This window comes from Micromonospora noduli (genome assembly GCF_003264475.1).
Classification (GTDB): Bacteria; Actinomycetota; Actinomycetes; order Mycobacteriales; family Micromonosporaceae; genus Micromonospora; species Micromonospora noduli.
In genome coordinates this window covers 110,512-134,911 of sequence record NZ_PYAC01000023.1, presented here as the reverse complement: position 1 = coordinate 134,911, position 24,400 = coordinate 110,512, and the positions used below count along the sequence as shown (strand labels likewise).

Sequence of the window (24,400 nt, the reverse complement as noted above, 5' to 3'; positions counted from 1 at the left end):
CGCTTTCCGACAGCGACGGCGAGGCGATCGGGGGCGGGCCAGGTGACTCCAGGCCGTCGGTACGGCAGGGCGCTTCCCGTCCTGCTGAGCGCGCTGCTGGCCGGCACGGCCTGCGGTCCGGTAGCCGAGCGCAAGCCGCAGGACCTCCGGGTCGGGTACGACAGCCTGGACGGCACCCTCGCCGTGTGGCCGCCCCGCGGCGACCTCTCCCGGGACGCCGCAGCGACGGCGGCGGTCACCGCGGCGGTCCGGGGCTGGCGGTCGCCGGCCGACGACCGCGCGCACCTGCCCTCGTCCGGCATCCTCTTCTCCGGTCGGGTCGACGGCGCCCCGGTGGCGCTGGTGGCCGCCGACGTGCCCGGCGAAAGCGCGTCCTGGCTGCTGCAACTGACGCGCGAGGGCGACCGGTACGCGGTGACCCGCGCCACCGAGTACACCGATCCGGGCTACCTCGTCTACTCCGACGTACTGCCGGTGCAGACGGCCGGTGGCCGGCGTTACCTGGTTTCGGCCCGGGTGCAGAGCCTCCTCGGGCCAAAGGACCGGACGTTGACCATCGCGGACGGTCTCAGCGCACCGGTCGATGTGCCGTCCTGCACGGCCGTCGGCGTGACCGCGACCCTGCGAACCACTGAGTCACTCCCCCGCGGGCGGGCCGCCGACCGGTTGCTCGACCTGGGCACCGGCACCGTCGACCCGCGCTACCCGTTGGTCCGCGACGAGTCCGGCACGGGCCGGCGGGCGCTCACCGGCCTGGACACCTGCGTGCTGTCCGGCGATCGGGGCCCCTTCGGCAGCATCCCGCGCCGGATCGGGGACCGGGACGCCCCACGCTCGGTGCCGACGTCCTGGCCGATGGCGAAGCTCACCGTGCGCTCGCTGGGCGAAGTCGCCCTCGGCGGCGGCGAGCCGGCCGAGTTGCAGCAGCTCAGCTGGGACACCGACGCCGGCGCGATGACGGCGGTGATCTATCGACCGGCCGACGGGAGCGCGCCCGTCGTCTCACCCGCCGACCGGGCCACCCCGTTGCAGGCGTACCAACTGCCGGTGCCCGGTCAGCCGCTGGTGGTACTGAGCTGGCGGGCCACCCGGGACAGTTCCCTGTCCGTTCCGCCGGGCACTCCCCTGCTGGTCGAACGCCCCGGCCTGGCGGTCATCCCCACCCCGTCCCGCTCCCAGACCTACAGCCTCGCCAACACCGACAAAACCCACTACCGCTCAATCTCCCCCCGCTAGCCCCACCCTCGCCCGCGAGGGCGGGGGCAGGGCGACGGGATTGGGGATGGACACACGACGGCGGGCGTCCCGAGGGACGCCCGCCGTTGTTCGTCTCGTCAGTTCTGTGCGGCCGCGTCGCTCGGGGTGAGGCGGTCCGGGGTGGCATCCAGGCCGGAGATCCAACCGGTGACGTTGCGGGCCACGTCCTGAGCGGTCAGGCCCAGGTCGGCGAGGATCTGCGCGCGGGTGCCGTGCGGGTGCCAGTCGGCCGGCACACCCAGGTCCTTCAGCGGAACCCGGACGTCGGCGTCACGCATCGCCTGGGCGAGCGCGTCGCCCACCCCGCCGACCCGCACGCCGTCCTCGACGCTGACCACGAGCCGGTGGCGGGCGGCCAGGTCGACCAGCTCCGCCGGGACCGGACGCACCCAGCGCGGGTCGACGACGGTGACCCCGTAGCCCTGCTCGGCGACCCGGGCGGCCACCTCCATGCCCAACTGGCCGAAGGAGCCGACGGCGACGAGCAGCACGTCGGTACGGGCGGACTCGGCCAGCACGTCGACCGTGCCGACCCGGCGCAGCGCCGGCAGGTCCGCTGCGACCGCACCGGTCGGGAACCGCACCACGGTCGGGCCGTTGTCGACGGCCATCGCCTCGCGCAGCTCCTCCCGCAGGGTGGCGGCGTCGCGGGGAGCGGCGATCCGCAGCCCTGGCACCACCCCGAAGACCGACATGTCCCAGATGCCGTAGTGGCTGGGCCCGTCCGGGCCGGTGATGCCCGCCCGGTCCAGCACGAAGGTCACCGGCAGCTTGTGCATCGCCACGTCCAGCAGGACCTGGTCGAAGGCGCGGTTGAGGAAGGTGGCGTAGACCGCGACCACCGGGTGCAGGCCACCGAGCGCCAACCCGGCCGCCGAGGTGGCCGCGTGCTGCTCGGCGATGCCCACGTCGTACACCCGCTCGGGGTACTTGCGGGCCAGCTTGGCGATGCCGGTCGGCTCGGCCATAGCGGCGGTGATGCCCACCACGTCCGGGCGCTCGTCGGCGATGGCCAGCAGCTCGTCGGCGAAGACGTGCGTCCACTTCACCGACGGGGCGGCCAGCAGCGCGCCGGTCTCCACGTCGAAGGCGCTGCCGGGGCCGTGCAGGCAGTCCGCCTCGTCCTCCTCGGCGGGACGGTAGCCGTAGCCCTTGCGGGTGACGGCGTGCACGATGACCGGGCCGCCGAAGTTCTTGGCCGCGCGCAGCGCCGCCTCGACCGCGCCCACGTCGTGTCCGTCCACCGGGCCCACGTACTTGATGCCCAGGTCCTCGAACATGGCCTGCGGGGCGACAGCGTCCTTGATGCCCTTCTTGACCGCGTGCAGCACCTCGTACATCGGCTTGCCGACCAGCGGGGTGGAGCCGAGGGCGTCCTTGACGGTGTCGAGGACCTTCTCGTAGCCGGGGTTGAGCCGCAGCGAGGAGAGGTGGTCGGCCAGCCCGCCGATGGTCGGCGAGTAGGACCGGCCGTTGTCGTTGACAACGATCACGAGGGAGTTGCCGGCGGTGGCGATGTTGTTCAGCGCCTCCCAGCACATGCCGCCGGTCAGCGCGCCGTCACCGACCACGGCCACGACGCTGCGTGCCTCGCCCCGGAGGGCGTACGCCTTGGCGAGGCCATCGGCGTAGGACAGCGCGGTGGAAGCGTGCGAGTTCTCGATGAGGTCGTGCTCGCTCTCCGCCTGGCTGGGGTAGCCGGAGAGGCCACCGCGCTGGCGGAGCTTGTCGAAGCCGGCCTGACGCCCGGTAAGGATCTTGTGTACGTACGCCTGGTGGCCGGTGTCGAACAGGAGCCGGTCCCGGGGGGAGTCGAAGACGCGATGCATGGCGAGCGTCAGCTCGACCACACCGAGGTTGGGTCCGACGTGCCCGCCGGTACGGGAGACCTTGGTGATCAGGAAGTCCCGGATCTCGGCGGCGAGGACGTCCAGTTCCTCGCCGGACATCCGCTTGACGTCCTGCGGACCGCGAACCGTCCCCAGCAGCCGGCCGTGGTTGGCCGTGTCCTCTTCAACGCTCATGACCGGAGAGTCTATCGGCCCCCCGGTACTCCGCAGCCCGGCCCGAGCCCCACGCAGCTGGGCCGGGCGGGGAGTGGGCAGCTGAGCACCCGGTCAGGCGCCGACGCGGGGTGTTCTACCGCGCGGCCGGGGGAAGCAGCAGCCCGACCTGCTCGACGTGCTGCGTCATCGGGAAGAGGTCGAAGCCCCGGAGCGCCGCCAACCGCCAACCGAGTTCGGCGAAGGTACGCACGTCCCGGGCGAAGGCGGCCGGGTCACAGGCCACGTACGCGACCGCCCGCGGGCCGGCGGCGGCCAGCGCGCGAACCACCGGGGCGCCGGCCCCGGAGCGCGGCGGGTCGAGCACCACCACGTCGACCGGGCCGGTGATTCGTCGGCGGGCCAGCGCGGTCTCCACCCGGGCCGACACCACCTCGACGCTGGGCAGGTCGGCGAGGTTCTCCCGGGCGGCGGCGACACCCTGCGCCGCCGCTTCGACCACCGTCACCCGGCCCGTCGCGCCGACCCGTGCGGCCAGCCCGGCGGCGAACAGCCCAGCGCCGCCGTAGAGGTCCCAGGCGACCTCGCCCGGCTGCGGGTCCAGCAGCTCCAGCACCGCCGTGGAGAGGGCGTCTGCGGCGGCCGGGTGCACCTGCCAGAACGCGGACGCGGGCAGCGTCCAGTCCCGTCCGGCGGCGACCTCGCGGACCTCGGTCGGGCCACTGACCGGGGCGGGCACCCCATCGCGGATCTCCGTGACGGTCACGTCCCCGCCGGTGCTGGCGACGGTCTCCACGGCCTCGGCGGCCGGCCAGCGCGCACCGGTGGGGGTGAGCACCGGCAGCTGCTGGATGGCCGGGTGGGCGATCCGGCAGCGGTCGATCGGCACCACCTCGTGCGAGCGGTGCTTGAGCAGGCCGGCCCGGTCGGCGGCGTCGACCGCGTAACGGACCCGGGAGCGCCAGCCGAGCAGCCCACCGGGCAACGCCTCGACCCGGACGCCGAGCCGGTCCAGCTCGACGTCGGTCAGCCCACCGAGGCGGACCAGCTGCTCGCGGACCACGGCGGTCTTCCAGGCCAGCTGCGCGGCCGGTGCGACGTGCTGGAGGTCGCAGCCCCCGCAGGCACCCGGCTTCGCGTACGGGCAGGGCGGCTCGACCCGGTCCGGTGAGGGCTCCAGCACTGTCACCGCGTCGGCCCGGACGAACCCCCGGTGCACCTCGGTGACCTCGGCGATGACCCGTTCGCCCGGCAGCGCGTGCCGGACGAAGACCACCTGCCCCTCCACCCGGGCGACACAGTGCCCGCCGGGGGCGACAGCGTCGACGGTCAGCTCGATCCGGTCCGTCTCGGCCAGCCCCCGCTCGAACGCCGATGAGGCCGACGCCGACGGCGCCCTGGATGTCGCGGTCCGCGGACCGCCCGGCTCAGTCACGACTGTTCCCCATCGTTCCGCTGTTCTCGGGCCCGCCCTCGCCGGGCGGCGTGGCGGCCACCGGCGGCGTGGTGACCAGTGGTGGCACGGCGCTGCGTGGCCCCCGCGCCGGTGTCCGGGACAGGGTGGCGTCCAGCCGGTCCAGGTTCTTGCTCGCTGTTGACGCGAGCTGCCACGGCACGCTGACCACCATCACCCCCGGTTCGAAGAGCAGCCGGCCCTTGAGGCGCAGGGCGCTCTGGTTGTGCAGCAGGTTCTCCCACCAACGGCCGACCACGTACTCCGGGATGAACACGGTGACCACGTCTCGGGGCGACTTGCGGCGGGTGGAGGCGACGAAGTCCAGGATTGGGCGGGTGATCTCCCGGTACGGCGAGTCGATCACGGTGAGCGGGATCGCCATCTCCCGGCGCTCCCAGTCGGCCTGCAGGTCCCGGGTGTCCTTCTCGTCCACGTTGACTGTCACTGCGGTGAGCGTGTCCGGTCGGGTGGCGCGGGCGTAGGCGATGGCCCGCAGCGTCGGCTGGTGCAGCTTGCTGACCAGCACGATCGCGTGGTTGCGGGCGGGCAGCACGGCCCGGCCCTCGTCCGGCGGGGTCAGCTCGACGGCGATCCGGTCGTAGTGCCGGCGGATGGCCAGCATCAGCACGTAGATCACCGCCATCGCGGCGATGGCGATCCAGGCGCCGAGCAGGAACTTGGTGATCAGGACGATCACCAGCACCGCACCGGTCAGGCCCGCGCCGAACGTGTTGATCGCCCGGGAGCGGTGCATCCGGCGACGGGCCTCCGGGTCCCGCTCGGTGCGCAGGTGCCGGTTCCAGTGCCGGATCATGCCGACCTGGGAGACGGTGAACGAGACGAAGACCCCGACGATGTAGAGCTGGATCAGCTTCGTCACCTCGGCCTGGAAGCCGACGATCAGCACGATCGCGAAGAGGGCGAGGAAGGTGATGCCGTTGGAGAAGGCCAGCCGGTCGCCCCGGGTGTGGAACTGGCGGGGCAGGTAGCGGTCCTGGGCCAGGATCGAGCCGAGCACCGGGAAACCGTTGAAGGCGGTGTTCGCGGCCAGGAACAGGATCAGTGCGGTCACCCCGGCCAGCACGTAGAGCAGGATCGACCCGGAGCCGAAGACCGTCTCCCCGAGCTGGGTGGTGACCGTCTTCTGCACGTACCCCTCGGGGCCGGAGACGATCTGGAGATTCGGATCCTCGACGAACTGGAGGTGGGTCAGCCGGGCCAGCCAGATGATCCCGACCAGCATGCTCACCGAGATGGTGCCGAGCAGCAGCAGGGTGGTGGCGGCGTTGCGGCTCTTCGGCGCCTTGAACGCCGGCACCCCGTTGGAGATCGCCTCCACGCCGGTGAGCGCGGCGGCGCCCGAGCTGAACGTCCGCAGCAGCAGGAAGACGAGCGCGAAACCGGTCACGCTGTGCTCGGCCTGGATCACCAGGTCGGCGCTCGGCGCGCGCAGTTCGTCGCCCAGCACGAAGACGCGGAACAGCCCGGTGAGCAGCATCCCGAGCATCACGATCACGAAGCCGTAGGTGGGGATGGCGAACGCCGTGCCCGACTCGCGCAGCCCGCGCAGGTTGACCGCGGTGAGCAGGACCACTGCGCTCACCGCGATCAGAACCTTGTGGGTGGCCACGAACGGCACCACGGAGCCCAGGTTGGCCACCCCGGAGGAGACCGACACCGCCACCGTGAGCACGTAGTCGACCAGCAACGCGCTGGCCACCCCGACGCCGAACTTCGGCCCCAGGTTGACGGTGGCCACCTCGTAGTCACCACCACCGGACGGGTAGGCGTGCACGTTCTGCCGGTAGCTCGCCACCACGGTGAGCATGACCACGACCACGGCCAGCGCGATCCACGGCGAGAAGAAGTACGCGGACGCACCGGCGATGGAGAGGGTAAGCAGGATCTCGTCGGGCGCGTACGCGACGCTGGACAGCGCGTCGGAGGCGAACACGGGCAGCGCGATGCGCTTCGGCAGGAGGGTGTGCTGGAGCCGGTCGGACCGGAACGGTCGACCGAGAAGAAGCCGCTTCAGCAGCGAGGTGGGACTGGCCACGAACGCCAAGAGTACGACCACCACGGCGAGGGCGCGGGGGTGGGCGATCACCGCTGCTCGCGACGGCGGGGTACGGTCGGTCCCCGCTCGCGACCGGGACGTGGCAGGCTCGCACTCGAAGGCCACCGGCAGCGGGAGTGGTACGCACCTTGGGAGGGACAGCGTGCACGTCGTGATCATGGGATGTGGCCGGGTCGGGTCGACCCTCGCCCACAGCCTGGAGTCCCGAGGGCACTCGGTGGCGGTGATCGACCAGGACGCCGACGCCTTCCGCCGGCTCGGCCCCGACTTCGCCGGGATCACGGTGACCGGGGCCGGTTTCGACGGCGAGGTGCTCCGGCAGGCCGGCATCGAGCGCGCGGACGCCTTCGCGGCGGTGTCGAGCGGCGACAACTCCAACATCATCTCGGCCCGGCTGGCCCGCGAGACGTTCGGCGTTTCCCGGGTCGCCGCCCGCATCTACGACCAGCGCCGGGCACAGGTCTACGAGCGGCTGGGCATCCCCACCGTGGCGACGGTGCGGTGGACGGCGGACCGGATGCTGCGACACCTGGTGCCGGAGGGCAACGTGGAGATCTTCCGCGACCCCACGAGCACGGTGTCGATCGTCGAGGTGCCCGTACACAAGGACTGGATCGGCCGACCGGTGCGGACGCTGGAGGACGCGACCGGGGCGCGGGTGGCCTACCTGATCCGCTTCGGCATCGGCACGCTGCCCACCGGGTCCACCGTCATGCAGGAGGGCGACCAGGTGTTCATGCTGGTCAGCGATGACATCGTGGCGACTGTCACGTCGGTGGCGGCGACGCCGCCGGAAGGAGGGCACTGAGCCATGCGGGTCGCCATCGCGGGCGCGGGCAACGTGGGCCGCTCGATCGCCCAGGAGTTGATCGACAACGGCCACCAGGTGATGCTGATCGAGCGCCAACCCAAGATGCTGCGCCCGGACCGGGTGCCGGCCGCCGACTGGGTTCTGGCCGACGCGTGCGAGCTGAGCAGCCTGGAGGAGGCCAACATCGCCGGCTGCGACGTGGTGGTCGCGGCGACCGGCGACGACAAGACCAACCTGGTGCTGTCGCTGTTGGCCAAGACCGAGTTCGCGGTACCCCGCGTGGTCGCCCGGGTCAACCGGGCCGAGAACGAGTGGCTGTTCACCGACCAGTGGGGCGTGGACGTCGCGGTGAGCAAGCCGCGGGTGATGGCCGCGCTCGTCGAGGAGGCGGTCACCGTCGGCGACCTGGTCCGGCTGATGACCTTCCGGCAGGGCGAGGCGAACCTCGTCGAGATCACCCTGCCGCCGACCGCGCCCTACGTCGGCCAGCCGATCCACGCCGTGCCGCTGCCCCGCGACTCCGCCCTGGTGGCGATCCTGCGCGGCAAGCGGGTCCTGGTGCCCAGCCCGGACGACCCGATCGAGGCCGGCGACGAGCTGATCTTCGTCTGCACCGCCGAGGTGGAGGACGAGGTCCGCGCGGTGATCCTCGGGCCGGACAGCGTCGAACGGACCCGCAGCTCACGCTGACCCCGACGGGGGCGCGCTGAGCGATCCGGGTGGCCCGGCCTCGCTCAGGCGCTGGGCAGCGGGGCCGGCGACGACTCCCGGGTGACCCGGCGCACCGTCCAGACCGTGATCAGCAACAGCAGCGCGTACGGCGGGTAGCCCAGCGCCAACCGGGCCACACCCAGGGCGGTGTCCTGGTGGGCCAGGTAGAGCCCGGCCTGCACGCCCACCTTGGCCAACCAGACCACGCCCCAGAGCACTGTCAGCTGCGTGAAGGTGCGCACCAGCTTCGGGTCGGACCGCCACTCCGAACGGCCCTTGGCCACCAGCACCGACCAGATCCAGCCCACCAGCGGCTGCCGGATCACGGCCGAGATCAGCAGGGCGACCCCGTAGCCGATGCCGTAGAGGATGCCGGGAAGGTAGAAGTCACGCTCGTCGCCGGTGCGCCACGCGATGGCCGCGCCGACGCCGACGCCGAAGAGCCCGTTGACGGCGTGCCGGATCGGCCGACGCTGGGCCAGCCGCAGCCCCGCGATCAGCACGGCGACCGCGATCGACGCGATCACCGCCGGCCGCAGCTCGCCGATGATGTTGGCGACGACGAACACCACGACCGGGATGCTGGACTCGACCAGCCCCCGCCAGCCGCCGAGCTGGTCGGCCATCTGCTCGGCGATCGTCGGCAGCGGCTCCTCGTCCTGAGGGTCGGTATCCGGCTGTGCCGCCCGGTCCTGTCCCGTCGTCATCGCCGGCCTTCCGTCCGCAGTGCCGTCACTTGGGCGAGTCCAGCTCGTAGTAGGGGTTGTAGATGACCTTGCGGTCGTCCCGCACCGCCACCCGGCCACGGGCGGTCAGATGCCGGCCCGGCTCGATCCCGGCGATGTGCCGTCGACCCAGCCAGACCAGGGTCACCACGTCACTGCCGTCGTACAGGTCGGCCTCAAGGGTGGGCAGATTGGTGCGCGGCGTGTAGACCACAGTGCGCAGCCGACCGGCGACCGAGACCACCTGACCCCGGGAGCACTGCTGGGCGGGGATTCCGCCGCACTCGGCGCTCTCCCGACGCAGCTCCTGCGCGTCGATCTCGGCCTCGCTGGCGGTGAACCTCTGCAGGATGCGCCGCAGCGACACCCGGCCCTCGTCGGTCATCATGACCTCCGCGTCACCCTCTCCACGCTCGCCGTCCCCGGCTGGCCCCGGCGGCGCCGGAACCGTGCCGCCAGCGTACGCCGACGGGGCCGGTTCCGGCGGGCCGGTGCGCGCCGGTCAGACCTGACGCGGCGCGGCGGCGGCGTCGCCCGCCTCGGCCTCGGCCTGGTCGGCGATCTCCCGGGGCAGCCGCAGCGGCAGTGGCTCGCGGACCGGCTTCGCCTCCTGCCCACGGTCGACCACCAGGCCGTCCAGGCACTCGACGAGCGGCCCGGCCATGGCCGGGTCGGTGGCCACCGGACCCTGGAACACGCCCCGGACCATCCAGCGCGGCCCGTCGATTCCCACGAACCGCAGGTTCGTCGGACCGTCCGGGGTATTCACCTGGGCGTGCAGCTCCGGGCCGTACTCGCCGGCGACCTCCTGCGCGCTCGCGCCGTCGCGGAGCAGCGACTGCCGGATCTCCTCGCGCACCTCGTCCCAGATCCCCTCGGACCGGGGGGCGGCGAAGACGCCCAACTGGAGCGCGTTGTCGCCGTGCACCAGCACCACCTGCTGGACCACACCCTGCGGGTCGGCCTGCACCCGCACCTCGACGTCGGCGATCGCCGGGATGTGCAGGCTGCCCAGGTCGAGTCGCTGCACGTCGTCGTAGCTCTCGGAGATGTCGTACGGGCCGCGCTCCAGCGTCGGCGTCGCATCACCCTGGTCCGGGACCTGGGTGGCCCGCTCGTCACGGGTCTGCCGCTCCGCATCGGCCCGCTTTCGGGAGAAGATCACTGCGCCTGCCCTCCGCTGTTCACACTCACCCTGCCACCTCTTCCGTCTGCCCGCGGCCCGGCTCGCTCGGCCGCCGCTCGACCCGGTCCTGGCCCGTCGGCGACGGCACCAGCCCGGCGTGCCCACCGGTGGACCCGTGCCCACCGGTCCCGCGCCGGGACGCGGGCAGCTCGACCACCGGCTCGAACCGCGCCCGCGCGACCTGCTGGACCACGAGCTGCGCAATCCGATCGCCGCGGGAGATCTTCGCCGGCACATCCCGATCATGATTGATCAGGTTGACCAGGATCTCACCCCGGTAGCCGGCGTCGACCGTACCGGGCGCGTTGAGCACCGTCACGCCGAGCCTGGCCGCCAGACCGGACCGGGGATGGACCAGGCCCACGTACCCCTCCGGCAGCGCGATGGCCACCCCGGTGGGCACCAGGGCACGGCCGCCGGGTGGCAGCTCCACGTCCGCGGCCGCCACCAGGTCGGCCCCGGCGTCGCCGGGATGGGCGTACGTGGGCAACGGCAGCTCCGGGTCGAGCAGCTGCACGGGCACGGGTACGACGTCGGTCACGGGTCCCCTCTTCCGTCCGGTTCGCGGGGTGACCCTGCCATCCTGCCGGTTCGTCGAGCTGCCGTGCGCCGTACCCTCGCAGGAGTGAGCATGTCGCCCTCCCCGTCCGCCGATCAGCCGCCGGTCGCCGCCCGCTCGGCGTACACCGAGCGGCTGGATCTGCCCTGGTGGCTGTGGCTGGCCGGGCTGGTGGCCGCCGCGTTGCTGGCCGTCGAGATCTGGATGGGCGCCTCCGGCGTCCGCGCCTGGCTGCCGTTCGCCGTGCTGGTGCCGCTCACCGCCGTGGGGCTGTGGTGGCTGGGCCGGATCCGGGTCGGGGTGGCCGACGCCGAGCTGCGGGTGGACGATGCCCGCCTGCCGGTCCGTTTCGTGGCCGACGTGGTGCCGCTGGACGTGGCCGGCCGACGTGAGGTGCTCGGCGTCGGCGCGGACCCGCTCGCCTTCGTGGTGCAGCGACCGTGGATCGGCGGCGCAGTGCAGGTGATCCTCGACGATCCCGCGGATCCGACCCCGTTCTGGGTGGTGAGCACCCGCCATCCGGTCGAGCTGGCCGAGGCGGTGCTGACCGCGCGGGACGCCCTGACGGCTACCCACCCGACGGCGGGCGAGCCGGGCTGACCCGACGCCGAAGGGCCGCTCAGGTGCCGGTCCGACGCCGAAGGCCGCTCAGGTGCCGGTAGGCGGGCCCGGCAGGGCCGCCGGTGGCGCGGGCCGGGCGATGCCCCGCCGACGCAGGTCGACCTGGAGTTGGTCGGCCATCTGCTGGGTGGCCCGGCGGTTGAGGAAGCTGGCCACCGCCGCGCCGGTCAGGAACGGCCCGAGCGTGGTGAGGTTGCGACCGAAACGCCGCAGCAGCATGTCCCGCAACTCCTTGCGGGCGGCGGTGCCGAGCACCGCTCCCACTCCCACGCCGGGCACCATCGGGTTGACGCCGCGTTGAGTGGCCCAGGAGTGCACCAGCGCGACCGCCCGTTGGCTTCCGGCGGCCGGTAGTGCCACGCCGTGGATCTCGTGCAGCTCGCCGACGAGTTTCAGCTCCACCGCCACCACGGCCACGGTCTCGGCGGCGAGCAGCACCGGCGCGGAGAGCAGGGTCGGGGCCACCGCCCACTCGACGGCGGCGACGCCCCCACCGGCCGCGCCGATCGCGGCGGTGGTCCTCGACGCGTTGCGGATGAGCCGGTCGGCCAGGGCGGCATCGTCCAGGCCGGGGAAGTGCTGGCGCAGCGTGTCCAGGTCCCGTACCGGCACGTGCGGGGCGATCTCGGCGACGGTGTCGACCATCCACCGCACGGCGGCGCGCGGCTTGAACAGGTCGGAGATGCCCCGCGCACGGGCCTGCCCGACCATCCGGGTCAGCAGTTGGCGGCGTCGGGCCGGCGCGATGTCGTCCGCGGTCAACGCCGCGACGGTGGCACCGAGGTCTTCCGCGCCACGGGTGGCACCGAGGCCGTCCGTGCCGCCATCGGTGGTGCCGCCTCGATCGCTCATCGGACCTCCCGGTGCTGTGGCTACCCGCTACGAGTCAAGCAGGTACCCACCGCTGCCGCATGCCTACACCGGCAGCGGCGACCCCGTTCAGGAGGCCGCCGCCGGTGTTGTTGTGGTTGTCAGACGCACTCGCGGCAGATCAGCTCGCCGTTACGCTCGACTGCCAGCTGGCTACGGTGGTGGACCAGGAAGCAGCGGGCGCACCGGAACTCGTCCTGCTGCATCGGAAGCACCTTGACCGTGAGCTCCTCGTCGGCCAGATCGGCACCGGGCAGCTCAAAGCTCTCGGCCACCTCGGCCTCGTCGACGTCCACCGCGCCCGACTGTGAGTCGACGCGCCGTGCCTTGAGCTCTTCCAGGCTGTCCTCGCCGAGGTCGACCTCGTCGCGACGCGGGGCGTCGTAGTCGGTGGCCATCGGTTTCACTCTCCCATATCGATGTTGTCGCTTCCGGTTGTAACGCCGGACGACGCTGTTTCGGTTCCGCTGGCCGGCCACCACTTGTGTCGGGCACCCGACCCGAGGACCGAACGGGTCGAGCTCGCCGGGGCGACTCCCCTGCGAGCGCGGAACCTTACCCCCCCTTGGGCGAGGCATGTATACCGCCCTTGCGGCTGAGATGTACGCCCCCGCACGCGAAGTTGTTCCCAATGTGATTCAGGCGACACGAAGATAGGGGTAGTAGTACCCGGTTCGCGGTCGGCGCGCCGGCATGTCGGGCTGTTTCCACGCGACGGCCGGACAACCGTTAACCTCAGCGGCGTATTCGACGGCCGGCGGCCTGAGCGATCGTTCCCGGCCGCCACCACCCACTGAGGTCCGGGGAGTGCCCTGATGAGTTTTGCGCGCGTGCGAGCACTCGTCGTCGTCGGCCTGCTGGCGATCATCGCCCTGGTCTTCGTCGTCGTGGCCGTGGTCCGCGACAGCCAGGGCAACGTGGGCACCGCGGCGGGCTGCCCCGAGGGCTGGCCGCTGGCGGATCTGACCCTGCGCGAGCGCAAAGACGTCAAGATCAACGTTTTCAACGCCACGGATCAGCCCGGTCTCGCCCACACCGTCGCCGACGAGTTCAGCAATCGACAGTTCCAGGTCAAGAAGACCGGGAACGAGAAGAAGGTCGACAGCGTCGCGGTGCTGCGGTACGGCCCGAAGGGCGTCGGTTCCGCGCACCTGCTCCAGGCGTACTTCCTCAACAACGCCGTGCCGGGCTACGACCCGAAACGCACCGACGACACCGTGGACGTGGTGCTGGGCAACCGCTTCCAGCAGCTCGCCACCACGACCGAGGTCAACCAGTCGCTCGGCGACTCGGGTCCGCCGGAGGCTCCCAAGGGCTCCTGCCCGTCCCCACCCGCCAAGTGACGGCGTAACCGGTCCGCCGCTGTCCAGGTCGGCGGCCGGCGTCGGCGGCCGGCACCGACCTGGCCCGCCGACCACAGCCGGCCGCTTCTAAGACCGGAGCCGGCCGCTCAAAGCCGGCGGACCTGGTCCGCCGGTCAGGGACCGCCGGCGGCGTCCAGCGCGGCCAACCGGTCGTGCAGCGGCGCGAAGAGCGCGGGCGGGGCCGCGACCACCAGATCCGGCCCTGGCGGCCGACCGGCCAGGCCGGCGACCCGAACCCCCGCCTCGGCGGCCACCAGCCCGCCAGCCGCCAGGTCCCAGGCCGCAAGGCCCTTCTCGAAGTACGCGTCGAGCCGCCCCTCGGCGACCAGGCAGAGGTCCAGCGCCGCGGCGCCGAGCCGGCGGATGTCCCGTACGTGTGCGATCAGCCCGGCCACCACCTGCGCCTGGTGCGCCCGACGGCCGGCGTCGTAGCCGAAGCCGGTGCCGACCAGCGCCTGCCCCAGATCGACCTCGCCGGAGCAACGCAGCCGGACACCGTCGCGCCAGGCCCCACCGCCGGCCGTGGCGGTCCATTCCTCGCCGGTGCTCACGTTGCGCACCACGCCGGCAACCACCACCCCGTCCACCTCGGCGGCCAGCGAGACCGCGGAGTGCGGCAGCCCGTACAGGTAGTTCACAGTGCCATCGATCGGGTCGACGATCCAGCGCACACCGCTGCGCGTCGCGCCGGAAGCTCCCTCGCCGTACTCCTCGCCCAGCACGGAGTCGTCCGGACGCCGCGCGGCCAACGCGTCGAGGATCTGCCGCTCCACCGCCCGGTCGGCGGCGGTGACCACGTCGGTGACGGTGCTCTTGGTGGCGGCGACGACGACCCCCTCGGCGCGCATCCGGTACGCGGTGTCCGCCGCGTCCCGAGCCACCTCCACCGCGATGGTCAGCAGCTCCGACGGTGTCGTGGCCGAGTTGGTCATGATTCGCCTCTTTCCGCACTCCGGGTGCATGTGGGTGGGTGAAACTACCGACCCGGCTTCCGAAGATCATCGTTCCCGACGCCGCACGACGGCACCAGACCAGGATCTTTGGCACCTGGGATCCGCTGGGAGGTGGGCGCACCCGCACCGCCCTCGCGGCTTGAGCAGCCGACCTCCACCAATACGCCCCTTTCGGTTGGTAATGTCGCTTAAGTGCTTACCGCCCCGTCCATGCTCGGCTCACAACCGTTGCCCAACCGCGACCTGGTGGGGACGCCACCGGCCGGACCAACAGCGACCTCGGTGAGCCACCCGCGCACCCTCGCAACCGCCACGTTGACCTCGTACTGCCTGCTCAAACGGCAGTTCGGACACGATCTGCGCGCCACCGGGCCCGACGACGGAAGCCCTTCGCCAGCCGCGCGGCTATCATTACCGCGAAGCCCATATCTCCACCCCACCGACGGTCCCCACCGGCGGTACGCGGTGCGGAGCAGGATGATCGCCGCAGACGGCGTTACAATTCACCCCTGCCCACGCGGCACGGACCGCCGACCACCGGCCGGACCGTGACACGAGGGTCCCTCAACCACATCGCCCGGCACGGTAACCCTCGCTGCGCTGGACGAACCCGCCGTGCCCGCTCTTCGCCTCCGGAAGGTCATTCGTGACAGAACCCCGCCAGCCCGGCGCCGACGTTCGCTCGCTCACCGACACCCTGATCGCCCACGCGCAGAGCGCCGGTGGTCAGCTCACGTCGGCTCAGCTCGCGCGCACCGTCGAGTCCGCCGAGGTGACTCCGGCCCAGGCCAAGAAGATCCTGCGGGCGCTCTCCGAGGCGGGAGTGACCGTCGTGGTGGACGGCTCGGCGAGCACCCGTCGCCGCGTCGCCGCGGCCCGCTCGACCACGCCGGCGTCCCGGGCCACCACCGCCAAGACCACCAAGAAGGCCGCCGCGCCGGCCCCGAAGCAGGCGCCCGCCGGCGACGACGCCCCGGCGACGTCAGCCCCGCGCAAGGTGGCCGCTCGCAAGGCGACCGGCGCCGAGGCCGCCACCGCGACGGCGGCGAAGGCGACCCGGTCGACCCGAGCCACCAAGGCGACGGTGGCTGCGGCTGCCGGAGCCAAGCCGACCAAGGCTGGCGGCAAGGCCAAGGGCGAGGGCGCTGAGGGCGAGATCGACCCGGAGGAGCTGGCCGCCGCGATCGAGGACGTGGTGGTCGAGGAGCCGGCCGAGCTGGCCCAGGCCGCCGAGACCGACGCCGCCGCCTCGGCGACCGACAACGACTTCGAGTGGGACGACGAGGAGTCCGAGGCCCTCAAGCAGGCGCGACGCGACGCCGAGCTGACCGCCTCCGCCGACTCCGTCCGGGCGTACCTGAAGCAGATCGGCAAGGTTCCGCTGCTCAACGCCGAGCAGGAGGTGGAGCTGGCCAAGCGGATCGAGGCCGGGCTCTACGCCGCCGAGCGGCTGCGGGCTGCCGACGAGGGCGAGGAGAAGCTCGTCCGGGAGATGGTCCGTGACCTGGGCTGGATCTCCCGCGACGGCGAGCGGGCCAAGAACCACCTCCTGGAGGCGAACCTCCGACTGGTGGTGTCGCTGGCCAAGCGCTACACGGGCCGCGGCATGGCCTTCCTCGACCTGATCCAGGAGGGCAACCTCGGTCTGATCCGGGCCGTGGAGAAGTTCGACTACACCAAGGGCTACAAGTTCTCCACGTACGCCACCTGGTGGATCCGACAGGCCATCACCCGCGCCATGGCCGACCAGGCCCGCACCATCCGCATCCCCGTGCACATGGTCGAGGTCATCAACAAGCTCGGCCGCATACAGCGTGAGCTGCTCCAGGACCTGGGCCGCGAGCCCACTCCGGAGGAGCTGGCCAAGGAGATGGACATCACACCCGAGAAGGTGCTGGAGATCCAGCAGTACGCTCGGGAGCCCATCTCACTGGACCAGACCATCGGCGACGAGGGCGACAGCCAGCTCGGCGACTTCATCGAGGACTCCGAGGCCGTGGTCGCGGTCGACGCGGTCTCGTTCTCGCTCCTGCAGGACCAGCTCCAGCAGGTGCTGCAGACTCTCTCCGAGCGTGAGGCGGGTGTGGTACGCCTGCGCTTCGGCCTGACCGACGGCCAACCTCGGACGCTCGACGAGATCGGCCAGGTCTACGGGGTGACCCGGGAGCGGATCCGGCAGATCGAGTCCAAGACGATGTCCAAGCTGCGTCACCCGTCCCGGTCGCAGGTCCTCCGGGATTACCTGGACTGAGCGGGTTTCGTCAACCGAACGTGTCGTTTTGACCACCTGGTGTGCAACACCAGATGGTGATCGTCCGGATGCACGAATGTGATCGTTGACGTGGCACCCTGGGTGCACGGCACACTGTCCCTTCCAGGTGTGACCTCGGTCCCCCGCGGGCACACAGGGAAGGCAGTGCCTAGTAAGGGTGTTGCACGATAGGTGAGCAACGACCGAAGAGATTGTTCATCGGTGACGACCAGAGGAGGAAGGCGATGACCCCGACCCTCACGCCGCCGCCCGAGACGGTGGCGCCCCCAGCCGCCGATGAACGGTGCGACCGCTGCAATGCTGCCGGGAAGCTCCGGATCACTCTGGCGGGTGGGAGCGAGCTGGTGTTCTGCGGGCACCACGCGAACAAGTACGCGGAGGATCTCGTGAAGATCACCGAGCGGTTCGCAACGGAGCCCGATTTCAGCTGGCGTGGCGCCGATCTGATGGCGAACTAAATCCGCAAACCGACATAGCTGACCGGAGGCACCCCGAGGGTGCCTCCGGTCAGCTTTTTCTGTCCGAACGCCCCGCGCCACGCGCCCCGCGCCCCGCGCCCCGCGCCACGCGCCACGCGCCCCGCGCCACGCGCCACGCGCCCCGCGCCCCGCGCCCCGCGCCCCGCGCCAGGATCCGAGCAACTTCCCGGATGTTGCTGCCTGCGTCACGCCGGAGACAGCAACTTCCCTGATCCCGCGCGGATCTTGGCGACGGATACCGCCCCCGACAGGTCGGGAGCGAGGTCTGGGCGTCACCGACCCCCAAGGTCACGCTCGAACCAGGATGTGGTGGCCTCACCGACGCACCGACACCACTACACCCAGGATGGTGCGTGATCTTGAGTTCGGGACGCCCGCATAGGGGCAGCCATAACCGTTCCGGGCAGGCAAGCCGCAGTACCGCCAAGGCGCCCGTTGATCCACTCGGGTTCATGGAAGTCGCGCTTTCCACCTCGCTCGAACACCGCGTCTTCAAGGAAGCCGAGTGGATCACGCGACACGGCGTGGCCGGGCAGGTCTAGAGGGTCTGCACGGTGGCGATGCGTTCCTCAAGCTGCTCGATGGTGGCCTGGGCGCTCGGCGGCCCGCCGCACAGCCGACGCAGCTCGGCATGAATCTTGCCGTGCGGCTGACCGGTGCGGTGGTGTCGGGCGGCCACCAGAGCGTTCAGTTGGCGCCGGAGCGCCACGCGACGCTGGGCGGCGCTCATGGGTGCGGGTGGCGCTGCCGTGGGCGCAGCGGCCGGCTGAGCGGCCCCGTCGGCCGTACGGCGGCGTTGGGCGGCGAGCTGTGCGGCCTGCCGCTTGGTCAGCAGCAGCGAAACCTGGTCGGCGGTGAGCAGACCGGGCAGGCCGAGGTATTCCTCTTCCTCGGGGGTGCCGGCCTGGGCCGCGGTGCCGAAGGACGCGCCGTCGAAGATCACCTGGTCCAGCTCTGCGGTGGCCGAGAGCGCCGCGAACCGCTTCTCCAACTCCCCGCTGGCCTGGTCGTCGCGCTGCGCGCGTTCCAACAGGTCGTCGTCGAAACCGTCGGCTTCCTTGGGTTTACCGAGTACGTGGTCGCGCTCGGTCTCCATCTCGCTGGCCAACCCGAGCAGGTGCGGCACGCTGGGCAGGAACACCGACGCGGTCTCCCCGGGCCGGCGGGCCCGCACGAACCGGCCGATCGCCTGGGCGAAGTAGAGCGGCGTGCTGGCGCTGGTGGCGTAGACCCCGACCGCCAGTCGCGGGATGTCGACCCCCTCGGACACCATCCGCACCGCGACCAGCCACCGCTGGTCGGACGCCGCGAACGTCGCGATCCGGGCAGACGCGCCCTGGTCGTCGGAGAGCACCACGGCGGCCTTCTCGCCGGTCACCTGCTCGATCAGCTTGGCGTACGAGCGGGCGGTCTGCTGGTCAGTGGCGATGATCAGGCCACCGGCGTCGGCCATGCCCGCGTTGCGCAGCACGGTGAGTCGGGCGTCGGCTGCCCGCAGCACCTGTGGCATCCAGTCGCCGGCCGGGTCCAGGGCGGTACGCCACGCCTGGGCGACCAGGTCCTGGGTCATCGGCTCGCCCAGCCGGGCCGCCAATTCCTCCCCCGCGTTGGTACGCCAGCGAGTCTCCCCGGAGTACGCCAGGAAGAGCACCGGCCGGACCACGCCGTCGCGCAGCGCGTCGGAGTAGCCGTACACCGAGTCGGCGCGGGAGCGCAGCAGCCCGTCTCCGCCCCGCTCGTAGCTGACGAACGGGATCGGGTTGTCGTCGGAGCGGAACGGTGTACCGGTGAGCATCAGCCGGCGTACGGCGGGTTCGAAGGCGTTCTTCACCCCGTCGCCCCAGGACCGGGAGTCGCCGGCGTGGTGGATCTCGTCGAGGATGACCAGGGTGCGTCGGGTCATGGTGCGTCGCCGGTGCACCTGCGGGGCCATCCCCACCTGCGCGTAGGTGACCACCGCGCCGTGGAAGTCGGCCGAGGAGTGCAGGTCGGCGTTGCGGAAGGCGGCGTCGAGTTGGATGCCCACCCGGGCCGCCGCGTCGGCCCACTGGTTCTTCAGGTGTTCGGTCGGGGCGACCACGGTGACCGCCTCCACGGTGCCGTCACCGAGCAACTCGGCCGCGATCCGCAGGGCGAAGGTGGTCTTGCCGGCGCCGGGCGTGGCGACCGCGGTGAAGTCCTCGCTACGGCGACGCAGGTACTCCACCAGCGCCTTGCGCTGCCAGGCGCGTAGCGCCGGGAACGTCTCGAGCACCGGCGTCCGGGCTGCCACGCGAAGCTCCTCTCCGACCGCACGATGGCGGACCCCGGGCGAGGGCCACGAGGATCCGCCGCCCATGAAAACGCCTCCGCGCAGAAGCTGCCGCGAAGGCCGACTCAGCATAACCAGCACGGGCCGTCGGGCCCAGGCGACGCCACGCTGGTCACAATCCCGCACCCATTCGAACAGCGGCCCGACGTCTCACCACTCCCGGTCGGTGCGTGGATCCGCCCCGTCGGCGCGCGGCGGGCGCAGCGTGGCCACCGGCGCCGACCAGCGTCGACGCAGCGCGATCAGGCGTAGCCCGAAGACCAGGACGGCGGCGGCGGTGAGCGGCGCGGGCCCGGTCTGCCCGGTGACGTACAGCAGCACCACCAGGACCGAACCGGCCAGTGCCGCCAGCGCGTAGATCTCCCGGCGCAGCACGACGGGGATCTCGGCGGTGAGCAGGTCGCGGCCCAGCCCGCCGCCGATCGCGGTGAGCATGCCGATCAGGCAGGCCCCGACGGCCGGCACCCGGGCGTCGAGCGCCTTGAGCGTGCCGGTGACGGTGAACAGCGCCAGACCGGCCGCGTCCAACACCAGCACTGTGGTGCGCAGTCGGACCAGTTGCGGGTGCAGCCAGAAGACGGCGAGCGCGGTGATCGCGGCGGTGGCCGCGTACCGCCAGTCGGCGAAGGCCAGCGGCGGCACCTCGTCGATGACCAGGTCCCGGAAGATCCCACCGCCGAGGGCGGCCACGAAGCCGACGAAAGCGACACCGAACAGGTCCAGTCGCTTGGCCACCGCCGCCGAGGCCCCGGACGCGGCGAACACCGCCACCCCGGTCAGGTCGGCGAGGAGCAGGGCGGTGGAGGTGGTCACCGCCGCAGGCTACGTCGCCGGCCGGAGCACCGGCCGAGGTTCACTCACGGTACGAGTCGTAGATCTCCTTGCACTTGGGGCAGACCGGCGAACCCGGCTTGGCCGCCTTGGTGACCGGGAAGGTCTCGCCGCAGAGAGCGACGACGAAAGTGCCCATGACGGCGCTCTCGGCGATCTTCTCCTTGCGGACGTAGTGGAACATCTCGGGACCGGTATCGGCGTCCTTCAGCTCCGGACGCTCGAGAACCTCTGTGCTCACGTCTGCACCTCCAACCGACAAGTTTGGCAGGTCATCATGGCCGGGTCCACTTGAGGCCGGTCGGGGCCCCACCCCGTACGGTGCCCGTGTGACTGACTTTCGCATCAGCTACGGCACCGAGGTCGCCGAAGCCCTGCGCGACGGCCGGCCCGTCGTCGCGCTGGAGAGCACCATCGTCTCGCACGGTCTGCCCCGACCGGAGAACCTGCGGGTGGCCAGGGAGATCGAGCGAACGGTTCGGGACGCCGGGGCCGTTCCGGCGACGATCGGCATGATCGCCGGCGAGCTGGTGGTCGGCCTGGACGACGCGCAGCTGACCCGGCTGGCCACCGTCGACGGGGTGACGAAGCTCTCCGTCCGCGACCTCGCGGTGGCTGCCGCGACCGGCGCTGACGGCGCGACCACGGTGGCCGCGACCAGCGCGGTGGCCGCCGCCGCCGGCATCGGCGTGTTCGCCACCGGCGGGCTGGGTGGGGTGCACCGGGAGGCCGCGCACACCTTCGACGAGTCGGCGGACCTGGTCACCCTGGCGCAGACCCCGATCGCTGTGGTCTGCGCCGGGGTCAAGTCGATCCTCGACGTGGGCGCGACCCTGGAGCGCCTGGAGACCCTCGGGGTCGCGGTGGTCGGTTACCGCACCCGCCGGTTCCCCGGCTTCTACCTCACCGACGCCGGCTTCGACCTGGACTGGTCGGTGGACTCGCCGGAGCAGGTCGCCGCCGTGCTCGCCGCCCGCGACGAGCACGCCGTGCACACCGGCGGGCTGCTCATCGCCAACCCGCTGCCGGTCGACGAGCAGCTCGACCCGGAGCTGCACGACCGGACGCTCACCGAGGGCCTGGCCCTGCTGGAGCGGGACGGGATCACCGGAAAGGCCGTCACCCCGTACCTGCTCGCGCACTTCCACTCGGCCACCGAGGGCGCGAGCCTGGCGGTGAACGTTCGGATCATCCTGCGCAACGCCGACCTGGCCGCGCGGATCGCGGTCGCCTCGGTGGCCCGCGGCACCGCCGTCCCGGCATGACCCGACCGGCCCGGGTGGTCGTCGTCGGGGACGTGATCACCGATGTGGTCGCCGTGTTGTCCGGGCCGCTCGCTGCCGGCTCGGACACCGGAGCCGCGATCAGTCTCGGCGGCGGCGGTCAGGCGGCCAACACCGCCGCCTGGGTCGCCGCGCAGCGGGTGGACGTCACGCTCGTCGGTGCCGTCGGTGACGACGACGCCGGGCGGGACCGGGTGGCCGAGCTGGAGCGGGCGGGCGTCGACTGCGCCATCGAGCGGGTCGAGGGCGCCCCGACCGGCACTGTCATCGTGTTGGCCGCCGACGACGAGCGCACCATGGTCAGCCAGCGGGGCGCGAACCTGCGGCTGAGCGCCGCGCACGTGGAGCAGGCCCTCGCGGCGGCGCCCGGCGCTGGGCATCTGCACCTGTCCGCGTACACCCTGTTGGACGCGGAGTCGCGCGGCGCGGGGCTGCGGGCGTTGGCCGCTGCCCGCGAGCGCGGGCTCACCATCAGCGTCGACGCGGCCTCCGCGGCGCCGTTGCGGCGGGTCGGCGCGGCGGCGTTCCTGAGTTGGGTACGCGACATCGACCTGCTCCTGGTCAACGCGGACGAGGCCACGGTGCTGGCCGGCGGGCTGGACCCGGCGGCGCAGGGGCGGGCGCTGTCGGCGACGGCCCGTCGGGTGGTGGTGAAGCGTGGCGCGGCCGGCGCGGTCTGGGTGGACCGCACCACCCCGGTCTGCGTGGCTCCGGCCAGCCGGGTGGCGGTGGTGGACGTCACGGGCGCGGGCGACGCCTTCGCGGCCGGTCTGCTCACCGCGTGGCTCGCCGGTGCCACGCCGGCCGCGGCACTGAGCCGCGCCACCGACCTGGGTGCGCTCGCCGTCTCCACCGCCGGGGCTCGGCCACAGGCGTAGCGGCCGGCACACGGCCACCGGGCACGGCGCGGTCGTGACCTATCGAACCCTGGCCCGTTCGCGGGTCAGGGTTCGACGTCGATGACCTTGTGTGGGCGCTCCTCGGCGGTGAGGCTCATCGACGGGGTGTCGTCAGTGTGCCGGCGGTGGAACCGGTTGGCCAGCCGGTGCTCTTCCTTCGGCGGCCGGTCGTTGGCCAGCAGCACGGCCAGCCAGGGGATGAGCACCATGCCGAGGGCGCACAACGGCAGCCAGAGCCAGAGCAGTGGGGCGTTCGCACCGACCAGGATCGCGCCGACAATGATGCAGGCCACCCGGATGCCCATCATCAGGACATAGCGGCGCTGACGGCTGTTGAGCTGATCACCCTGGCTGCGCGAGGCGTCGGTGATCAGAATCGGCTGGTACGCCTGACGCTTCACCATGGACCTCCTCGAGGGGGTTACGCCTCATCCTGTCACCGCGGGGCCGTGATCAGCGAACTTCGAGTCATCCCGCCGCGTGTTACGCCCGTGGTACGCTCCGCGATGTGGGCAGCAGGTTCAGCTTCACCGACGAGGCGTTGGCCAACCTGAGGGTCTACGACGTCACACCCGGGGAAGTCTGGGAGGCGCTGCACAGCGCCCGACGGGTCATCCGTCATCTGGGTGACGACGTGATGGTGGTCTACGCCGCCGCCCGTCGGGGCCGCCGGCTGGCGGTGCTGCTCGCCGAGGCCGATGGCACCGACAACGACTGGGACATTCTCTCCGCCCGCGAGTTGAGCGACGTCGAGTCCAAGCGCTATGACGAGGCCGTGCGGAGATCTCGGTAGATGAGGAGGCCGTGACGATGCACCGTAACGACGCGACCAAGCAGTTCCACGACGGCGGCGAGCGAATCGCCGAGCTGATCGACGAGAGCCCGGCGGCGGAGCTGCCCACCCCCGACAGCGACGTGCCGATGGTGAGCCGCTCGGTGCGGCTGCCACTGGACACCTACGAGCGGGTCCGCGCCGCCGCCGACGCCCGGGGCATCGGGGTCACCACGCTGATGCGCCAGTGGATCGAGGCCGGCCTGGCCGACCTGGACGACTCGGCGACCGTCTCGCTGGCCGACGTCCGGCGCGCCCTGGCCTCGCTGGCGCACCCCACCGCCGCCTGAGCAGACGGCTCAGCCGCCTGTCGTCTTTGCCTTGGCCGCCGCCTTCATCTGCTGCTTGAACTCCCGCACCCGACGCAGCGAATCGGCGTCGGTGACGTCGGCCACCGACCGGTACGCGCCCGGGTCGCCGTAGTCTCCGGCTGCCTTCCGCCAGTCCTGCGGGGTCACTCCGAACCGCTTGCCGAGCAGGGCCACGAAGATCTGCGCCTTCTGCTTGCCGAAGCCGGGCAGCGCGGCGACCCGGCGCAGCAGCTCCGGCCCATCGGCAACCTCCGCCCAGAGCAGCGCCGCGTCACCGTCGTAGCGCTCCACCAGCACCTGGCAGACCTCCTGCACCCGGGCCGCCATGGCCTTCGGGAACCGGTGCAGCGCGGGCGGCTGGGCGAAGAGCGCGACCAGGGCCTCCGGGTCGTACCCGGCCAGCTCCGCCGCGTCCAGCTCATGGCCGAGCCGCTGCTGGAGCACGTACGGCGACGAGAACGCCTTCTCCATCGGCACCTGTTGATCGAGAACCATGCCGACCAGCAGGGCCAGCGGGCTGCGTTCCAGCAGCCGGTTGGCCTCCGGGTCGATGGGCAGGACAAGCGTCATGCGGACCATCCTGCCTGGC

26 protein-coding genes are annotated in these 24,400 nt (G+C 72.0%); 11 read left to right on the top strand and 15 right to left on the bottom strand.

All coding sequences use genetic code 11. The annotated features are described in order from the left end of the window. Window positions 1-42: 42 nt before the first annotated feature. Complete coding sequence (locus MED15_RS22720; RefSeq protein WP_112736875.1) at window positions 43-1,236, top strand: hypothetical protein; 1,194 nt, start codon at window positions 43-45, stop codon at window positions 1,234-1,236. A 98-nt stretch (window positions 1,237-1,334) separates the two neighbouring features. Here the strand turns inward: MED15_RS22720 and dxs are convergent, their stop codons facing one another. The 3 genes from dxs to MED15_RS22705 all read right to left on the bottom strand — a co-directional run bounded on the left by dxs (window position 1,335) and on the right by MED15_RS22705 (window position 6,772). Beyond that, on the bottom strand, window positions 1,335-3,281 hold the full coding sequence (dxs, locus tag MED15_RS22715; RefSeq protein ID WP_112586758.1) for a 1-deoxy-D-xylulose-5-phosphate synthase: 1,947 nt from the start codon (window positions 3,279-3,281) through the stop codon (window positions 1,335-1,337). A 115-nt stretch (window positions 3,282-3,396) separates the two neighbouring features. After that, the gene (locus MED15_RS22710; protein ID WP_112737003.1) at window positions 3,397-4,617 is read right to left on the bottom strand and encodes a class I SAM-dependent RNA methyltransferase; all 1,221 of its coding nucleotides are present in this window, start codon (window positions 4,615-4,617) and stop codon (window positions 3,397-3,399) included. A gap of 70 nt (window positions 4,618-4,687) precedes the next feature. Beyond that, window positions 4,688-6,772, bottom strand: a complete 2,085-nt coding sequence (locus MED15_RS22705) for an APC family permease (RefSeq protein WP_112737001.1) — start codon at window positions 6,770-6,772, stop codon at window positions 4,688-4,690. Window positions 6,773-6,935: 163 nt separating this feature from the next. Here MED15_RS22705 and MED15_RS22700 point away from each other — a divergent pair, with 163 nt between their 5' ends. Further along, the gene (locus MED15_RS22700; RefSeq protein ID WP_112586756.1) at window positions 6,936-7,601 is read left to right on the top strand and encodes a potassium channel family protein; all 666 of its coding nucleotides are present in this window, start codon (window positions 6,936-6,938) and stop codon (window positions 7,599-7,601) included. 3 nt (window positions 7,602-7,604) lie between these two features. Further along, complete coding sequence (locus tag MED15_RS22695) at window positions 7,605-8,294, top strand: potassium channel family protein (RefSeq protein WP_112586754.1); 690 nt, start codon at window positions 7,605-7,607, stop codon at window positions 8,292-8,294. Between the two features lie 44 nt (window positions 8,295-8,338). Here MED15_RS22695 and MED15_RS22690 read toward each other — a convergent pair whose 3' ends face one another. The 4 genes from MED15_RS22690 to dut form a co-directional block, all read right to left on the bottom strand. Then, the gene (locus MED15_RS22690; RefSeq protein WP_112586752.1) at window positions 8,339-9,022 is read right to left on the bottom strand and encodes a DUF3159 domain-containing protein; all 684 of its coding nucleotides are present in this window, start codon (window positions 9,020-9,022) and stop codon (window positions 8,339-8,341) included. Between the two features lie 25 nt (window positions 9,023-9,047). Further along, window positions 9,048-9,428, bottom strand: coding sequence for an OB-fold nucleic acid binding domain-containing protein (locus tag MED15_RS22685; RefSeq protein ID WP_091400608.1), 381 nt, complete (start codon window positions 9,426-9,428; stop codon window positions 9,048-9,050). 114 nt (window positions 9,429-9,542) lie between these two features. Then, window positions 9,543-10,205 (bottom strand): DUF3710 domain-containing protein, encoded by a 663-nt coding sequence (locus tag MED15_RS22680; protein WP_091400606.1) that lies wholly within the window; start codon window positions 10,203-10,205, stop codon window positions 9,543-9,545. A 25-nt stretch (window positions 10,206-10,230) separates the two neighbouring features. Continuing rightward, window positions 10,231-10,767 (bottom strand): dUTP diphosphatase, encoded by a 537-nt coding sequence (gene dut / locus MED15_RS22675; RefSeq protein WP_091400603.1) that lies wholly within the window; start codon window positions 10,765-10,767, stop codon window positions 10,231-10,233. Window positions 10,768-10,851: 84 nt separating this feature from the next. Here dut and MED15_RS22670 point away from each other — a divergent pair, with 84 nt between their 5' ends. Beyond that, window positions 10,852-11,385, top strand: a complete 534-nt coding sequence (locus MED15_RS22670) for a DUF3093 domain-containing protein (RefSeq protein WP_373861088.1) — start codon at window positions 10,852-10,854, stop codon at window positions 11,383-11,385. Window positions 11,386-11,433: 48 nt separating this feature from the next. On the opposite strand, the gene MED15_RS22665 is transcribed toward MED15_RS22670, so the two are convergent. Both MED15_RS22665 and MED15_RS22660 read right to left on the bottom strand, forming a co-directional pair. Continuing rightward, the gene (locus MED15_RS22665; protein WP_112736873.1) at window positions 11,434-12,258 is read right to left on the bottom strand and encodes a hypothetical protein; all 825 of its coding nucleotides are present in this window, start codon (window positions 12,256-12,258) and stop codon (window positions 11,434-11,436) included. A 119-nt stretch (window positions 12,259-12,377) separates the two neighbouring features. After that, on the bottom strand, window positions 12,378-12,674 hold the full coding sequence (locus MED15_RS22660) for a DUF4193 domain-containing protein (RefSeq protein WP_007075406.1): 297 nt from the start codon (window positions 12,672-12,674) through the stop codon (window positions 12,378-12,380). A 432-nt stretch (window positions 12,675-13,106) separates the two neighbouring features. Between MED15_RS22660 and MED15_RS22655 the strand changes: the two genes are divergently transcribed. Beyond that, window positions 13,107-13,619 (top strand): LytR C-terminal domain-containing protein, encoded by a 513-nt coding sequence (locus tag MED15_RS22655; protein WP_181518699.1) that lies wholly within the window; start codon window positions 13,107-13,109, stop codon window positions 13,617-13,619. Between the two features lie 134 nt (window positions 13,620-13,753). On the opposite strand, the gene MED15_RS22650 is transcribed toward MED15_RS22655, so the two are convergent. Continuing rightward, complete coding sequence (locus tag MED15_RS22650) at window positions 13,754-14,572, bottom strand: inositol monophosphatase family protein (protein ID WP_112586744.1); 819 nt, start codon at window positions 14,570-14,572, stop codon at window positions 13,754-13,756. A gap of 667 nt (window positions 14,573-15,239) precedes the next feature. Here MED15_RS22650 and MED15_RS22645 point away from each other — a divergent pair. Both MED15_RS22645 and MED15_RS22640 read left to right on the top strand, forming a co-directional pair. Beyond that, window positions 15,240-16,844, top strand: coding sequence for an RNA polymerase sigma factor (locus MED15_RS22645; RefSeq protein WP_112586742.1), 1,605 nt, complete (start codon window positions 15,240-15,242; stop codon window positions 16,842-16,844). Between the two features lie 245 nt (window positions 16,845-17,089). Further along, complete coding sequence (locus tag MED15_RS22640) at window positions 17,090-17,323, top strand: DUF7455 domain-containing protein (RefSeq protein ID WP_030337431.1); 234 nt, start codon at window positions 17,090-17,092, stop codon at window positions 17,321-17,323. Window positions 17,324-17,882: 559 nt separating this feature from the next. Here the strand turns inward: MED15_RS22640 and MED15_RS22635 are convergent. The 3 genes from MED15_RS22635 to MED15_RS22625 form a co-directional block, all read right to left on the bottom strand. Beyond that, window positions 17,883-19,616: a DEAD/DEAH box helicase gene (locus MED15_RS22635; protein ID WP_112586740.1), complete on the bottom strand. Its 1,734-nt coding sequence runs from the start codon at window positions 19,614-19,616 to the stop codon at window positions 17,883-17,885. Window positions 19,617-19,805: 189 nt separating this feature from the next. Beyond that, entirely contained in the window at window positions 19,806-20,468 is a 663-nt protein-coding gene (locus tag MED15_RS22630; protein WP_091400592.1) for a trimeric intracellular cation channel family protein, read from the bottom strand. A gap of 40 nt (window positions 20,469-20,508) precedes the next feature. After that, complete coding sequence (locus MED15_RS22625; protein ID WP_007456912.1) at window positions 20,509-20,727, bottom strand: DUF3039 domain-containing protein; 219 nt, start codon at window positions 20,725-20,727, stop codon at window positions 20,509-20,511. An 88-nt stretch (window positions 20,728-20,815) separates the two neighbouring features. Between MED15_RS22625 and MED15_RS22620 the strand changes: the two genes are divergently transcribed. Together MED15_RS22620 and MED15_RS22615 are read left to right on the top strand one after the other, a co-directional pair. Further along, window positions 20,816-21,751, top strand: a complete 936-nt coding sequence (locus MED15_RS22620) for a pseudouridine-5'-phosphate glycosidase (protein ID WP_112586738.1) — start codon at window positions 20,816-20,818, stop codon at window positions 21,749-21,751. Further along, window positions 21,748-22,647: a carbohydrate kinase family protein gene (locus MED15_RS22615; protein ID WP_112586736.1), complete on the top strand. Its 900-nt coding sequence runs from the start codon at window positions 21,748-21,750 to the stop codon at window positions 22,645-22,647. Before MED15_RS22620 ends, MED15_RS22615 begins: the two co-directional genes overlap by 4 nt. Before the next feature lie 65 nt (window positions 22,648-22,712). On the opposite strand, the gene MED15_RS22610 is transcribed toward MED15_RS22615, so the two are convergent. Then, entirely contained in the window at window positions 22,713-23,072 is a 360-nt protein-coding gene (locus MED15_RS22610; protein ID WP_208646708.1) for a DUF3099 domain-containing protein, read from the bottom strand. A 104-nt stretch (window positions 23,073-23,176) separates the two neighbouring features. On the opposite strand from MED15_RS22610, the gene MED15_RS22605 reads away from it, so the two are divergent. Continuing rightward, entirely contained in the window at window positions 23,177-23,461 is a 285-nt protein-coding gene (locus tag MED15_RS22605; protein ID WP_030489374.1) for a hypothetical protein, read from the top strand. Between the two features lie 17 nt (window positions 23,462-23,478). Beyond that, a complete protein-coding gene (locus MED15_RS22600) occupies window positions 23,479-23,790 on the top strand; it encodes a hypothetical protein (protein ID WP_091400586.1) in 312 nt (103 codons plus the stop codon). A 9-nt stretch (window positions 23,791-23,799) separates the two neighbouring features. On the opposite strand, the gene MED15_RS22595 is transcribed toward MED15_RS22600, so the two are convergent. Then, complete coding sequence (locus MED15_RS22595) at window positions 23,800-24,390, bottom strand: HhH-GPD-type base excision DNA repair protein (RefSeq protein WP_112725293.1); 591 nt, start codon at window positions 24,388-24,390, stop codon at window positions 23,800-23,802. Between the last annotated feature and the right edge of the window lie 10 nt (window positions 24,391-24,400).